We start from the raw sequence: 14,347 nt of genomic DNA, 5'->3' as shown, positions 1-14,347 counted from the left end.
TGTTCCGTTTTACCAAAATCTTTTAATAAGCAAGGCAAACGCGAACCCAACCTATTACTTGGCCAGTAATTTGAATTATTCAGTAACCAAAAAAAGATTAATTATGATGACAAAAAACACCTCAACCACGAGAAGCCTTATCAAAAAAGGCCTAGTAATACCAATTTTGACAGCAATCGTATTTTCGTTTTGCACGAAAGTAGTAGCGCAAGAAAAAACGACTTCACAAGAAAATACTACAAAAAGACCACTTTCTATTTTTGAAAACTACTATCAAAAAACCATTTTCGAAATCAAGGATGAGAGCGGAAAAGTAGTTGCCACTAAAAAATAATCAGAACTTACCTCTAAAGAGAAGCATATTGTCCCTCCAGTAATTCTCGACAAAAAAGAAGACTTTACCACTGAAAATATGGAAAAGGCACTATCTAAAGGCGGACCTGCCAAATTTGTAGTAGATCCATTTGATAAAAAAAATATTAAAGTAAAAAGCGCAGATGAAAACGCCGTTTATAATAATGCTGGACTAACCGAGAATCCTGAATTCCCAGGAGGAATGGAGCTTTTCTATAAATTTGTAGGTGAAAATTACAGAGCCCCAGTAAAACAAGGACTAAAAGGAAAAGTTTACGTTACCTTTATCGTTGAGAAAGATGGTTCAATTACTGATGTCAAAACACTAAGAGATATTGGTTATGGAACTGGAGAAGAAGCGATAAGGGTACTGAATATATGCCCAAAATGGACTGCTGGGAAAATAAATGATAAGCCTGTTCGAACCTTGTATAGTTTACCTATAACAATAGAAACTGCAGGTTAAAAAGTAGTAAAAACAACAAATCCGCTGCACTACTAGCGGATTTGTTTAACTAAAACTAAACTAAAAAAACTCAATCTGGTTTATAACCAAAGTATGGCATTGCTTCCTCTTTAAAGACAACACCATATGCTTCTAACTCCTTTAATATTGGCAAATACACTTCTTTGTTAATAGGAAGTTGCACACCGGGAGTTTTAATTTTTCCATTTAATATCTGCAAAGTGGCAATCGCAACTGGCAGCCCTACTGTTTTTGCCATCGCGGTATACGTTTGATCGTCACCTAAACACACCATCTTTGAATCGATTTGTTTTTTTTCTCCATTAAGTTCATATCCAAACTTATGATACATCACAATCATATCCTTGTCATCAGCTTGCAAGGTCCATTTATCATTCAATATCCTTTCTAAAATTTGGGCTGGAGTAGCATTTTTAAGCCCTACGATTTTATCTTTATTAAATAGATCAAGTTCCAATAATTTATCCCACATGATATCATCTTGATCAATTTTTAAAATTAATCTTGTTTTAATCTCTACGGAATCCGTTGGGTGATACGGCAAAAATGAATTGACAAAATCGCGGTAACTCATTGTATCTGAGTTTTCCATTACGTAGCTATCATCAGTCATACCAAGTTGAACAAACATGTTCCAAGCCTTAGAAAATCCTACTTTTCGAATCGTTCCTCTATATAAAGTGAGCACATCATCTAAACCATAGACCGAGCGGTATTTTAGCGAGTCACGGTTAGAATACGCTTCAAAACGACCGTATCCTTCCACATCAAGGAATTCTGTTCGTCGAAATAAATTGCAGTACGGAATGTATTTATAGGTTCCTTCTTGAACAAATTTAGCTGCTCCGCCCTGCCCTGCTAAAACCACATTGCGCGGTGCCCAAGTAAATTTATAATTCCAAAGATTAGTATCGGATTCTGGTGCAACCAATCCACCGCAAAAAGATTCGAACAAAAGCATCTTACCTCCTTTATCCCGGATTTCATCAATAACTTTCATTGCACTCATGTGATCGATCCCCGGATCCAGACCAATTTCATTCATGAAAACTAAATTATTTTCTTTTGCAGCAGCATCCAATTCCTGCATAGCCTCGCTAATATACGAGGCTGTAACCAAACTCTTTTTATGGATAATGCAATCTCTCGCCACTTCAATATGCAAATGCGCTGGAAGCATACTAATTACAATATCAGCTTTACTTATGGCTTCGCTCCTTTGTATTGTATCAAAAATATCCAATGCAATAGCGGTAGCGTTAGGATGCCCATTTGTTTTTTTTTCGGCTAAAGCCAAAGATAAATCTCCAATTACAAGATGTACATTCTCAGTATCCGATTTTTGCAGCAAATATTGAATTAACGAAGAGGCTGATCTTCCTGCACCAATAATTAAAATGTGTCTCATAATTTGTATTTATAACACAAACATACAAATTTGTTGCATTTATAACAATGTTCTTGAACCAAAAGATTGTAAAATTTTTAACGAGTGTAGAACCCGAGCAGCTACTCAAATTTTAGTACTTTTGATTTAAATTGTAAACCTGTTTGAATTTCAAAACTCAATGACAAAAAAAATACTAACTACCGCTTCGATATTAGGTGCTCTTGCCATCATTCTAGGTGCTTTTGGGGCACATGCTTTAAAAAAAGTACTCTCTTTAGACCAACTGAGCACTTTTGAAACGGGAGTAAAATACCAAATGTACCACGCCCTATTTTTATTAGTGATTCCCTCCCTAACTAGCCTATCTGACAAAGCCAAAAAATCCATTTTAATCTTGGTACAATTAGGCGTCTTACTATTTTCAGGATCAATTTATCTATTAGCGACGAACGACCTTACGGCCTTTAATTTTAAAGTTATCGGTTTTGTAACGCCTATTGGAGGAGGCTTACTTATAGCAGCTTGGTGCGTTTTAATTTATCAAAATTGGACGAAAAAGTTATAAAAATAAAAATTTCAAATCGTATCTAAAATATAATATCTATTTTTGCAATTATAAATTAAACCACTCAATCATAATTTTATGAATAATAACACACCGTTTACGAAATCGATTTCGCTAACTGACTTAGGAATCGAAAACGCAAAGATTCATTACCAATTATCGGCCAGCGAATTACAAGCCAAAACTGTTGCATTAGGACAAGGAGTAGAAAATTCTACAGGAGCTCTAGCAATCAACACAGGTGAATTCACAGGACGCTCACCACAAGATCGATTTATTGTAAAAGATGCAATTACTGCAGATAAAGTATGGTGGGGAAAAGTAAATATACCATTTGAACCTTCAGCATTTGATGCTCTTTATAAAAAAGTAGCCGCTTATTTAAGCAACAAAGAAATATATGTTAGAGATTCGTACGTATGTGCTGATCCTAATTACCGTTTGAATGTACGAGTTATTACAGAAACACCTTGGGCTAACTTGTTTTGCTACAATATGTTTTTAAGACCATCAGAAAGCGAATTAGAAAACTTTACTCCTGAATGGACCGTAATGTGTGTTCCTAGTTTTATGGCAGACCCTGCTGTAGACGGAACGCGCCAGACTAACTTTGCTATTTTAGATTTTACTAAAAAAGTAGCTTTGATTGGTGGAACCGGTTACACAGGCGAAATGAAAAAAGGAATTTTTTCGGCCTTGAACTTCATCCTTCCGGTTGACAAAAACACCCTTCCAATGCACTGTAGCGCCAATGTAGGTGATGATGGTGATACAGCTATTTTCTTTGGTTTATCTGGAACGGGTAAAACGACCTTATCTGCTGATCCAAAAAGAAAACTTATTGGAGACGACGAGCACGGATGGACGAATGAAAATACCGTTTTCAATTTTGAAGGAGGTTGTTACGCTAAAGTAATTAACCTTTCAGAGGAAAACGAACCTGATATTTTTAGAGCAATTAAAAAAGGGGCTATCCTTGAAAATGTGATTTTCAAAGAAGGAACTAATGAAGTTGATTTTGAAGATGTTTCTATCACACCAAATACGAGAGTTAGTTATCCTATTGACCATATCGACAATATTCAACCGGGATCTATTGGTAACAACCCAAAAAACATTTTTTTCCTAACAGCAGATTCTTTTGGGATTTTACCTCCAATATCTAAATTAACGCCTGGGCAAGCAGCTTACCACTTTATCTCAGGATATACTGCAAAGGTTGCGGGTACAGAAGCAGGAGTAACAGAACCACAGCCTAATTTTTCGGCTTGTTTTGGCGCACCATTCATGCCACTACATCCTACAAAATATGCTGAGATGTTGAGTAAAAAAATTCAAGATGCAGGCGTACAAGTATGGCTTATCAACACAGGATGGACTGGTGGCGCATACGGTACCGGTAGCCGTATGAAGCTTAAATATACGCGTTCTATGATTACAGCTGCTCTTAATGGAGAACTTGACAATGTAGCCTATAGAAATCATGTGGTATTTGGAATTGCTATTCCACAAGAATGTCCAAACGTTCCTAGCGAGATCCTAAATCCAAGAAACACCTGGGAAGACAAAGATTTATACGACCAAAAAGCAATTGAATTAGGAAAAAAATTCAAAGACAATTTTGCCAAATTCGAAGAGTTTGCTAATGCTGAAATCATGGCAGGCGCACCTAACGCATAAGTTAATTATAATTCCAATTTTCAAAAGAGCTGTTCCTCCTGGAGCGGCTCTTTTTTGTTTTATGAAAACCGTAACTGAAAACAAATCAAGATAATACAACAATATCTAATTTTTGGCGTTACATTTGCACTCATCAATCAAATCAAATTCATCATCATGTTAAAACAATTTTTCATTCTTTGTTCTGGAGCAGACAAAGATCTTCTTGAAAACTGCTCCGAAGGCGAGCAAACTAAATTCGTAGGTATTGGCGCTACTGTTTTCTTTACCGCTGTTATGGCTTTTGTAGCTAGTGCTTATGCCTTATTTACCGTATTTGATAACGTCTATCCCGCAGTTGCTTTTGGATTAGTTTGGAGTTTATTAATCTTCAATCTCGATCGATTCATCGTTTCAACCATTCGCAAACGAGAGAAAAAATCGAGCGAGTTGCTACAAGCGTTGCCCCGAATTATATTAGCCGTCATTATTGCCATCGTAATATCCAAACCATTAGAAATTAAAATCTTCGAGAAAGAAATCAATACGGTCTTGCTTAAAGAAAAAAATGCCATGGCCCTTGCGAATAAAAAAGAAGTAGCTACGTACTTCAAATCTGATTTAGACAAGAACAAAACAGATATAGCTGCTTTAAAATCTGAAATTAGCACCAAAGAAAAAGAAGTCAATACGTTATACGAAACGTATATCACCGAAGCAGAAGGAACTGCTGGAACTAAAAAACTAGGCAAAGGTCCCGTATTTAAGGAGAAAATTGCCAAACATGACTTAGCAAAAAAAGAATTAGATAGTCTGCAAAAAAAGAACCTAGCTAAAATTGCCGAATTGGACAAAACAGCAGCAACTTTACAAACAGATCTTGATAAAAAAGTTAGTGAGACGCAGCCTATCATTGATGGATTTGACGGCTTAATGGCTCGCATCAACGCACTGAACAAATTGCCATGGGCACCGTCGTTTTTTATCATGCTTTTGTTTCTTGCTATAGAAACCTCCCCAATAATTGCAAAGTTGCTTTCGCCAAAGGGAGAGTATGATTTTAAACTAGAAGATTTGGAAACCGCTTTAAAAGCAACGATCGAGCAGGATAAATACCAACGCAACTTGTTAGTAAAAACAAGTGCGCAAATGCACGATAAAGTCTATCAAGATATTGCTCAGGATAAAAAACTATATGATTTACAACGCCAAAAAGCAACGGAACTTTTAGAACTACAGGCTGCTAATTTTGTAGAGAAACAGAAAAGGACGCTTTAGTGGGAAGTGGCAGAGTTACAGAGTGGCAAAGTTGCAAAGTCACTAAGTCTCTAAGTTTCTTAGTTTCTTAGTTTCTTAGTTCAGAGTAGCAAAGTTTTTACGTTTGTAGCTTTATAGGTCAGAGAGATTAAAGTCTTAAAGTCAAAAGTCTTAAAGTTAGAACTGCTGTTCCTTCTTTAAGACTTTTGACTATCGTTTTTAAGGCTATTTACATATGGCTTAAAATCTCTTTTTTATAAGCATCATATTCGCCTTGTAAGATCAAGCCATTGTCAAGTAGCTTTTTATAATTTTGTAGTTTTTCAAATAATTCATCTTGTGACATACTCGAAAACCCTTCTGCTTTGATTGCTTCTAGACTTGTGGTATCATCCTCCATTTGAGTATTGAAATCAGTTGTAGCAGGCATTATTTCGGCAAAATTAACTACTTCTTCAGTTTCAATTTCTTCAACATCATCTTCAACCGCCGCAATTGGCTTTGAAGCTGCAGCTTGATTAGCGCCATGTTTTAAAATATCTAACTGCTCTTTAGCATAAGTCGAAATTTTTCGGGCTTGCGTTTTTGGAATGTAATCAATCGATACGGTCATGTCTGTTTTAGTTGAAAACGAAAATTCAGACCCTAATATATTTTCCTTAACAAAGGTAGCTTCGATTTGATCCCAAGTATAATCTATAAAATCCATTGACAATCCTAGATTCCTAGGTTGGCAAATAATAATTCTTTTGTTGGTTAAAACAATGCTGTCCGGAAAAACAGTAATTGCGGGCTTTTTTTGAACCCCGATATACCCTATCTCCTCATTTTTCATCATCAAATCATTCAATTTTGAAGTGATTTTCTCGATTGCCTTAGGATCTTGCTCCTCGTTTAAAAACTTTTTAATTTGTTCTTTCATTTTTAATTTAATTTACAGCAATGCTTTCTAATTTAGTGAATTGACCTACACTGCAAAAGTACTACCAAATTTTATAACTTGCTCATCTCCTCTCGCATTTTCTTAGTCAAACTCTTAAATACAAGTTCATACGAATGATCGATAAGTTCCTTTACCATATTATCCGGCAGGTCATTATTAATCTTTACCGTGTTCCAGTGCACCTTACTCATATGCCAACCGGGTACTATATCATCATATTGTGCCCGCAACTCTTCTCCTCGGTCGGGATCACATTTTAAGTTAACGCTTGGCGTTCCTTCTTCCCATTTTTTCAAAGAGGACAAAGCAAACATTTTGCCGCCTACCTTAAAAACGATGGTGTCCTCATCAAAAGGAAAATGCTCAGTAACACCCTGTTTGGATAGGCAATATTCATAAAACAATTCTAAATTCATTGCACTAACATTTTATTTAATCACTTTTTCCATCATTCGTTCCGCTCGAGCAAAAAGTGCAAATCCAAATTTCTCATACAAAAAATGAGCATCTGCAGTGGCTAGTCTCCATATTTTAACCTGTTGCAATTGTGGCTCCTCTAACATCGCACGAATTAAATCTGACGAATATCCTTTTCCTCTGTGTTTTTCATCAATAAAAACATCCATAACGTAAGCAAAAACAATATAATCCGTAATTACTCTAGCAAAGCCAATTTGCTGCTCATCTAAGTAAATTCCAAAACAAAAAGAGTGATCGATAGTAGTTTGCACCTCGGCTATCGTTCTACCGGCCGACCAATAAACATCTTTGAGAAAATTTTGAATAAAAGGAACGTCTAACTTACTTTTATCAGTAGCAATCGTTATCATATTTTATACAAAACCGGTTTACTAGGAGAAGCATCATTTTCAAAAGAAGCGATTTGAAGGTTTAATAGGTAACTACCGTCGCTAATAGTTTCATCAACAAAAATCATCTCGGTAATCGTTGCCTTTTTCCTTGCCTCTTCATTCAAATGATTCACATCCGTGACATTCCAAAACGCTTTGTGTGCTAGCAACTTCCCCTCATCTTTTTCTTTATCCACACTAGGTAAATCAATTAGCAAATGCTGGATTCCGCTTTCGCAAATGAAACGTGCTGCCTCTTCCGCAAAATAAGGCGGATTGGTATGGGAATATTTTCTTGACTTTTTTGATTCTTCATTGGGAAGGGTGCGAATAACAATCGCCTCCGGAGATTGACCGTTCAGCGCTTTTTCAATTGCCTCTTTAGTAATAACTAGATCTTCTCCTCTTTTTTCTAAAGTTACCGAAACCAATTCAGCCTTGAAAAAAAACTGTTGTAAGGCTTGATTGATGCTGTAAAATTCGCGCGTAATATGCCCCAAACACTCGGTATGTGTGCCGTGACCATGCGGATTAAAGAAGATATTATTAAAATTAGTAGAAGACATGCCCGAAGACACTTTACCAATCCATTCCCCAAATTTCACGGGTTCGATTACGGGTTTTTCAATGTACCACGCAATGGGATTGGAGTCAGTATTAGAGATTGGAATCGAAATATCTAGTGGTTTCGATAGATCTACTTTAAAATTTTCTATAGTTGCAATCATAATTTTATACCCCAAAGGGCAGTAAGATTTACGCTAAGATTACAAAACTGGGTTTCCCTTGAAAACAGTTTGCGAACCTTGCAGTTAATTCGTTTACTCCAAATTTAAGTAAAACAAATCACTTGCTATCCCATCTGTCAAGAACTTTCCTTTTTTAGTAGGTTTTAAAATATCGTTTTCAATTGAAAGTAAACCATCCTTAAGGAATTTATCGGTTTGTTTCAACAAATAATCCAAATACGATTGACCAAATTCAGATTGAATTCTGTTTAAAGAAACACCCCAAATCGTACGTAATCCGGTCATAATATATTCATTATAGCGATCTGCTTCGGATAGGACTTCCTTTTCATTGGGCAAGGCATCTGCAGTAATTGCTTTTAAATACATTGCGTTATTTGCAATGTTCCAACTTCTAGAAACCCCGTCATAACTATGTGCCGAAGGTCCAATACCTATGTATTTTTTCCCCAACCAGTAAGCCGAATTGTTTTTAGAAAAATAGTTCTCTTTACCGAAATTGGACAATTCATAATGAATGAAACCATTTGCTTCGAGCGTTTCTACTAGAATCATAAAATGTTCCTGAGCCACCTCGTCATTTGGCTCGGCTACTTTTCCGGTTTGGATTAATTTTTTTAATGCTGTTTTAGGCTCTACCGTTAGGGCATAACTGGAAATATGCGGAATACCGAAAGACAAGGCCGTTTCAATATTATTTCGCCATTTTTCATTACTCATTCCGGGAACGCCATAGATCAAGTCAATCGAAATATTATCAAAGTATTTGGTGGCTTCTGTTAAGCATTTTTGGGCTTCCGCCGAATTGTGTGCGCGGTTCATCATTTGTAAATCGTCTTCAAAGAAAGACTGAATTCCGATACTTAATCGATTGACCTTGCTCTTTGAAAGTTCCAAAATTCGCTCTGTAGAAAGATCATCAGGATTGGCCTCTAGGGTGATTTCTGGATTTGCTATAACCGTATAATTTTCATACACTTCGGCAATTAAAAAATCAATTTCAGCTGAAGTCAATACGCTAGGCGTTCCTCCTCCAAAATAAATTGTTTCCACATTCTCATCAGCCGATTCACTTTTGCGTAAGCGAATTTCTTTGGCCAAAGCCAAAACCATGTCTTCTTTCTTATTCATCGAAGTCGAAAAATGAAAGTCACAGTAATGACAGGCTTGCTTGCAAAAAGGGATGTGTATGTAGATTCCGGACATTGCTTTTTAGTATTCAGTAATCAGTTTATTAGTATTCAGTCTTAGATAAGTTTTCAGTAAGCAGAATTTTAGCATTCCGCTATAGGTACTAACTACTCTTTTTTCACTCCAAACTTCTCGGGATTTAAAATCATATAATTAACTAGTTTTCCAACCTCAATACTTTCAGAAATAAGTTCCTCGTAAACAACCTCTGAAATATATTTACATGACAAAGCAAATTCTAACCAAACTTGTGTTTCTGAGTTTTCTCCGTCAGAATCAGTTAATTTACTATAAAAATGTTTTGGATAAATTCTTTTTCTATAGGCTTCAGCCATTGTAACTGGCACACTTCTAGATGATCGCCGAATTTGATCCGTTAACGAATAGGTTTCCTCTTTTGGAAAAGCTTTCGAAATTTCAAAAATCTTCATTGCTAATGCAAATGATTTTTTATAGGCTAATAAATCTTGAAATCTCATAATTACATTTTATAAACTGAATGTTATTTTTTAAATACTTAGACTGACCACTAAAGATTTGAACACTGATCACTTTTTTACACGTGATTCATTTTGTTTCACAAAAGCATCCCAACCGGTATAACTTTTAGTTCCAATTACCTTTCCTGAATTGAAAAAATGGCAAACAGCAGCTGCCAGTCCATCGGTTGAATCGAGGTTTTTTGGTAGTTCTTTCAATCCTAAAAGTTGTTGTAACATTTTAGCAACTTGCTCTTTGCTGGCATTTCCGTTACCGGTAATCGCCATTTTAATTTTCTTAGGCTCATATTCGGTTATGGGAATATCTCTTGATAGGCCAGCCGCCATAGCCACACCTTGCGCACGACCCAACTTTAGCATAGACTGTACATTTTTACCAAAGAAAGGCGCTTCGATGGCTATTTCATCAGGATGATGTGTATCGATCAACTCAATGGTGCGCTCAAAAATACGTTTCAGTTTCATGTAATGGTCGTCCATTTTATTCAACTGCAATTCGTTTAATTGAATGAATTCCATTTTTTTATTGATAACCCGTATCAACCCAAAACCCATAATTGTGGTTCCAGGGTCAATTCCTAATATGATGCGTTCGTTTGCCAAAAGATTTGTTTAAAGTTTAAAGTTCAAAGTTTAAAGTTTTGTTTCTTTGCACTCATGATCTCGATTCCTCACAAAACTAAGCATTTCCTTGTACTTCTACTCAAAGTTTTGATTGTAGGCGGCGCATTTTATTTTATATACAACCAGCTAGCTACTAATGACAAACTAGATTGGGGACAGTTTATAACTAAATTTAATAAAAACAAGTCGGTTTTAGGAATTGGATTCCTATTACTTTTAAGTGTATTGAATCGCTATTTTGAAATACTGAAATGGCAAAATTTAGCCTCGCATATCAAACCTATTTCTGTGGGAGAAGCCACAAAACAAGTATTAGCGGCATTAACCGCTGGTATTTTTACGCCGAATGGTGTAGGTGAATATGCTGGAAAAGCCTTGTATTATGACAAACAAGAAACAAAACAAGTGATTTTCCTGAACCTAATTTGCAACGGAATCCAAATGGTGCTTACGGTAATCATAGGTCTGTTTGGACTCGTTTACTTTAACGCTCAATTTCACGTCATCGCCACTCAAACAGTAGCTTTGCTGTTTGGAGCGCTTGTACTGTTATTTGTTTTGCTATTCTTAATCAAAAAAATAACCATTAAAGGCTATTCGATAGCTAAATTAATTGATAAGATTAACGAAATCCCTAAAAGAATCCATCAAAAAAATATCTTGTTAGGCATTTGCCGCTACCTTGTTTTCTCGCATCAGTACTATTTTTTATTCTTAGCATTTGATGTTGACATACCGTATTGGACTTTGATGGCCGCTGTAACTAGTGTTTATTTCTTAGCTTCCTCCTTGCCTACTTTTCAGTTTTTAGACTTTGCTGTAAAAGGTAGTGTCGCGCTATTTTTCTTTGGTATATTAGGCGTAAACGAATGGATTGTGATCTTTGTATCGACTTTAATGTGGTTTTTAAATGTGGTTTTGCCTGTATTAATAGGCAGTTACTATGTGCTGAATTTCAAAACTCAAAAAAGCTCATGATCGTTTTCCTACTCATCATATTTGCCCTTTATTTCGCTACCATAGCCCACTTAATTTATGGGTTTAGCAGCGTAAAAATATATGATGAGATAGGCTTAAAGCCAAAGACAAAATTTACGATTATCGTTCCGTTTCGAGATGAAGAAAAGCACTTACCGCTACTATTAGAGAGCTTCTCCACGTTAAACTACCAACCAGAATTATTTGAAGTACTTTTAGTTGATGATGACTCAAAACAAAAGTTTCAACTTCCGAGGTTTGAGTTTCGAGTTTCGATAATTGACAATAAACGTACATCCAATTCTCCTAAAAAAGATGCCATCTTAACCGCAATGCAGCAGGTTACAACCGATTGGGTCATTACAACCGATGCGGATTGTATGGTGAATAAAAATTGGCTACTGACTCTAGACAATTACATTCAGACACATAACACATCCATGATTGCAGGCGCGGTGACCTATGATTGTAACGACTCTTTTTTGCATCAATTCCAGCAACTGGACATGGCGAGCTTGCAAGGTGCTACCATAGGAAGTTTTGGAATCCATAAAGGTTTTATGTGCAATGGTGCTAATTTTACCTACACTAAATCATTGTTTCAAGAATTAAACGGATTTGAAGGCAACGACAAAATAGCTAGTGGCGATGATGTCTTTTTACTTCAAAAGGCAATTAATAAAGCACCCGAACAGGTCCATTATTTAAAATCCACGAACTCGATTGTTACTACCCAAGCCTTGAACAACTGGAAAACATTGTTTTATCAAAGACTGCGATGGGCATCCAAAACCAATTCCTATCAAAGTATTTATGGAAAAATGGTAGCCTTAAGCGTTTTTATGGGGAATTTGGGTTGGATTTTTGCTATGATTTGGAGTATAATCGATTTTAAAACGGCAGGATTGCTGTTGCCTACTATCATTTTAAAAATGGTGATTGATGGGGTACTGATTCGACAAGCTGATCGTTTTTTAAATTCAAAAAGAACCAAGTACCTTTTTTTAGGCAGCCTAATTTATCCTTTTTTTAGTAGTAGTGTCGCGCTCTATTCGATTGTTGGAAAATACGAATGGAAAGGTAGACGTTTTTAAGTAAGACGGTTTAGCTATAGGAATACTATTTTTTCTTAGCCCAGATAGGAGTGGAAATCCTTTTCATCAGGCCTTTTAGGCTGATGAAAAGATTGCAACGTATAGCTGGAAATAGCTCCAAAAAACTATTCGACTTTAAGAATCACCGGAAGGACAAACTGCGTTTTTACGGGAATTCCGCGTTTAATAGCAGGGTTTACCTTTGGGAAATTAACCAATCGAGCACGTAAGATGCTATCAATTTTAACGGTATTGTAAGCAACCGAATCCTTGGGGAATTGTGGCTCAAATTGCATTTTAGCATTAGGAAAAATAGTGACTTTGACCTCGATTGTATCCAGCTCAGGGTACAATAACTGAATGGTATCTACACTTAATTTCTCTTGAATTAGTTGGGTTAAAAACTCGAAAAAGCATTTTTGCCGCGCCGGTTTATCATCGAGTTTATCACAATCTACGAATGAGGGATATTCATCTACTTCTTTCCAATTGATCGCTTTTAATTCCTTTTCCAACAATTCTTTTTCCGAAGGCACCGGTTTTTCGAAATAGTGACACGAACTAAAAAAGAGGAGTACTATAAAAAAGTAAAAATGCTTCAAGAGATTATTTTTGAAATGAAATAATTAGGGTATAAAAATACAATTATTTTTTTGGAGAGGCTTTCGAAAGTAGATATTCTTCATAGCTTTCAGCAAACCACTTCTTTTTACTTTCTTCGGCTACTGCTTTCTCTTTGGGATAAAGCTTAGCCAATCGATCAGAGAATGCTGCAATTTTAATCGTGTAGTTGTAGAACTCCTCTTTCGTTAAGTGTATGCTGGGATCACCTTTAATATTCAAAAACTCCAAAAAAAGCATTTCAAAATCTTTCATGGAATAATTGACAACCACCTTTTTGTTAACGTTATAAATTTGTTCCTTTAAGGTGTCATCAGAAGTCTTTGATTCTTGCTGCTGCGCATAGGTAGAACCTGAAAGACATAGTATCGATAATAAGAGTAGTATTTTCTGCATCGGTATAACGGAAATAAAGGATTACTTTTATACATCAAATTTACTAAAAAATAACTTATGGACAGCTTGCTTTTACTTCTCGGGTTTATTTGTATGCTAATCGGAATATTAGGAAGCATTCTACCAGTTATGCCGGGACCAGTAATAAGTTGGGTAGGTATACTACTTTTATATTGCACTTCAATCCCTATAAATTATTGGATTTTAGGCATCACCTTACTAATTACAATTGTACTTTCTATTTTAGATTATGTCATCCCTGCGAAAGGCACGAAGCATTTTGGAGGTTCTAAATACGGAATTTGGGGTACTAATATAGGACTTGTTGTAGGATTAATTGCTCCTATCCCTTTTGGTTTTTTAATTGGTCCGTTTCTTGGTGCCTTAATTGGAGAATTAGTATTCGATCCCAAAAATCAGTCAAGAGCTTTTAAAGCTGCAACCGGCTCTTTAGTAGGGTTTCTAGCCTCCACATTCATCCAATTCTTGGTTTGCGTTACATTCTTGGGTTTGTTTATCACAGTTGTTTGGAGAAATAGCGCATTATTGTTCTAGACCAATTATAGAACGATGCAACTTCAAAACACAGTATTCCCAATAAATTTAAGACAAACAAAAGTATAACTAATCAAAAAAGCCATCCATTTCCTGAATAAATTCAGAACATATGGAAAGCTTTTCATTGGTC

The 14,347-nt window shown here is 35.9% G+C and carries 17 protein-coding genes and 1 pseudogene; 8 read left to right on the top strand and 10 right to left on the bottom strand.

All coding sequences use genetic code 11. The annotated features are described in order from the left end of the window. Window positions 1–334 (top strand): annotated as a pseudogene (locus P8M54_RS01190) (regulatory sensor-transducer, BlaR1/MecR1 family protein); the annotation flags it as partial. Window positions 335–412: 78 nt separating this feature from the next. Beyond that, window positions 413–820: an energy transducer TonB gene (locus P8M54_RS01185; protein ID WP_300284038.1), complete on the top strand. Its 408-nt coding sequence runs from the start codon at window positions 413–415 to the stop codon at window positions 818–820. 70 nt (window positions 821–890) lie between these two features. On the opposite strand, the gene P8M54_RS01180 is transcribed toward P8M54_RS01185, so the two are convergent. Continuing rightward, window positions 891–2,249, bottom strand: a complete 1,359-nt coding sequence (locus P8M54_RS01180) for a saccharopine dehydrogenase C-terminal domain-containing protein (RefSeq protein WP_300284035.1) — start codon at window positions 2,247–2,249, stop codon at window positions 891–893. 160 nt (window positions 2,250–2,409) lie between these two features. Between P8M54_RS01180 and P8M54_RS01175 the strand changes: the two genes are divergently transcribed. The 3 genes from P8M54_RS01175 (at window position 2,410) to P8M54_RS01165 (ending at window position 5,733) form a co-directional block, all read left to right on the top strand. Next, a complete protein-coding gene (locus tag P8M54_RS01175) occupies window positions 2,410–2,796 on the top strand; it encodes a DUF423 domain-containing protein (RefSeq protein WP_300284032.1) in 387 nt (128 codons plus the stop codon). Between the two features lie 78 nt (window positions 2,797–2,874). Continuing rightward, window positions 2,875–4,476: a phosphoenolpyruvate carboxykinase (ATP) gene (pckA, locus tag P8M54_RS01170; RefSeq protein WP_300284028.1), complete on the top strand. Its 1,602-nt coding sequence runs from the start codon at window positions 2,875–2,877 to the stop codon at window positions 4,474–4,476. Window positions 4,477–4,632: 156 nt separating this feature from the next. Then, on the top strand, window positions 4,633–5,733 hold the full coding sequence (locus P8M54_RS01165) for a DUF4407 domain-containing protein (protein ID WP_300284025.1): 1,101 nt from the start codon (window positions 4,633–4,635) through the stop codon (window positions 5,731–5,733). 208 nt (window positions 5,734–5,941) lie between these two features. Here P8M54_RS01165 and P8M54_RS01160 read toward each other — a convergent pair whose 3' ends face one another. From P8M54_RS01160 to ruvC, 7 genes are all read right to left on the bottom strand, one after another. After that, a complete protein-coding gene (locus P8M54_RS01160; protein ID WP_300284022.1) occupies window positions 5,942–6,634 on the bottom strand; it encodes a PH domain-containing protein in 693 nt (230 codons plus the stop codon). A 71-nt stretch (window positions 6,635–6,705) separates the two neighbouring features. Beyond that, window positions 6,706–7,071, bottom strand: coding sequence for an MmcQ/YjbR family DNA-binding protein (locus P8M54_RS01155; RefSeq protein ID WP_300284020.1), 366 nt, complete (start codon window positions 7,069–7,071; stop codon window positions 6,706–6,708). Between the two features lie 12 nt (window positions 7,072–7,083). Continuing rightward, window positions 7,084–7,485: a GNAT family N-acetyltransferase gene (locus P8M54_RS01150; RefSeq protein ID WP_300284018.1), complete on the bottom strand. Its 402-nt coding sequence runs from the start codon at window positions 7,483–7,485 to the stop codon at window positions 7,084–7,086. Further along, window positions 7,482–8,234 (bottom strand): cyclase family protein, encoded by a 753-nt coding sequence (locus P8M54_RS01145; RefSeq protein ID WP_300284016.1) that lies wholly within the window; start codon window positions 8,232–8,234, stop codon window positions 7,482–7,484. The genes P8M54_RS01150 and P8M54_RS01145 overlap by 4 nt, the downstream gene beginning before the upstream one ends. 93 nt (window positions 8,235–8,327) lie before the next feature. Continuing rightward, window positions 8,328–9,461 carry a radical SAM family heme chaperone HemW gene (hemW, locus tag P8M54_RS01140; protein WP_300284014.1) on the bottom strand — a complete coding sequence of 378 codons (1,134 nt, stop codon included), beginning with the start codon at window positions 9,459–9,461 and terminating at the stop codon, window positions 8,328–8,330. Window positions 9,462–9,553: 92 nt separating this feature from the next. Next, window positions 9,554–9,925 carry a four helix bundle protein gene (locus P8M54_RS01135; protein ID WP_300284012.1) on the bottom strand — a complete coding sequence of 124 codons (372 nt, stop codon included), beginning with the start codon at window positions 9,923–9,925 and terminating at the stop codon, window positions 9,554–9,556. A 69-nt stretch (window positions 9,926–9,994) separates the two neighbouring features. Beyond that, on the bottom strand, window positions 9,995–10,549 hold the full coding sequence (gene ruvC, locus P8M54_RS01130) for a crossover junction endodeoxyribonuclease RuvC (RefSeq protein WP_300284010.1): 555 nt from the start codon (window positions 10,547–10,549) through the stop codon (window positions 9,995–9,997). 54 nt (window positions 10,550–10,603) lie between these two features. Between ruvC and P8M54_RS01125 the strand changes: the two genes are divergently transcribed. Next, window positions 10,604–11,548: a lysylphosphatidylglycerol synthase domain-containing protein gene (locus P8M54_RS01125; RefSeq protein ID WP_300284008.1), complete on the top strand. Its 945-nt coding sequence runs from the start codon at window positions 10,604–10,606 to the stop codon at window positions 11,546–11,548. Further along, complete coding sequence (locus P8M54_RS01120; RefSeq protein ID WP_300284006.1) at window positions 11,545–12,642, top strand: glycosyltransferase; 1,098 nt, start codon at window positions 11,545–11,547, stop codon at window positions 12,640–12,642. Before P8M54_RS01125 ends, P8M54_RS01120 begins: the two co-directional genes overlap by 4 nt. A gap of 125 nt (window positions 12,643–12,767) precedes the next feature. Here the strand turns inward: P8M54_RS01120 and P8M54_RS01115 are convergent, their stop codons facing one another. Both P8M54_RS01115 and P8M54_RS01110 read right to left on the bottom strand, forming a co-directional pair. Next, window positions 12,768–13,244, bottom strand: a complete 477-nt coding sequence (locus P8M54_RS01115; protein ID WP_300284004.1) for a hypothetical protein — start codon at window positions 13,242–13,244, stop codon at window positions 12,768–12,770. 43 nt (window positions 13,245–13,287) lie between these two features. After that, complete coding sequence (locus tag P8M54_RS01110; protein ID WP_300284002.1) at window positions 13,288–13,659, bottom strand: hypothetical protein; 372 nt, start codon at window positions 13,657–13,659, stop codon at window positions 13,288–13,290. A 57-nt stretch (window positions 13,660–13,716) separates the two neighbouring features. Here P8M54_RS01110 and P8M54_RS01105 point away from each other — a divergent pair, with 57 nt between their 5' ends. Beyond that, window positions 13,717–14,214, top strand: a complete 498-nt coding sequence (locus tag P8M54_RS01105; RefSeq protein ID WP_300284000.1) for a DUF456 domain-containing protein — start codon at window positions 13,717–13,719, stop codon at window positions 14,212–14,214. The last annotated feature ends 133 nt before the right edge of the window (window positions 14,215–14,347 follow it).

This window comes from Flavobacterium sp., from assembly GCF_029242675.1.
In the GTDB taxonomy this organism is placed as follows: Bacteria; Bacteroidota; Bacteroidia; order Flavobacteriales; family Flavobacteriaceae; genus Flavobacterium.
The sequence above is the reverse complement of the archived record's forward strand: the minus strand, read 5'-3'. Positions and strand labels throughout refer to the sequence as shown.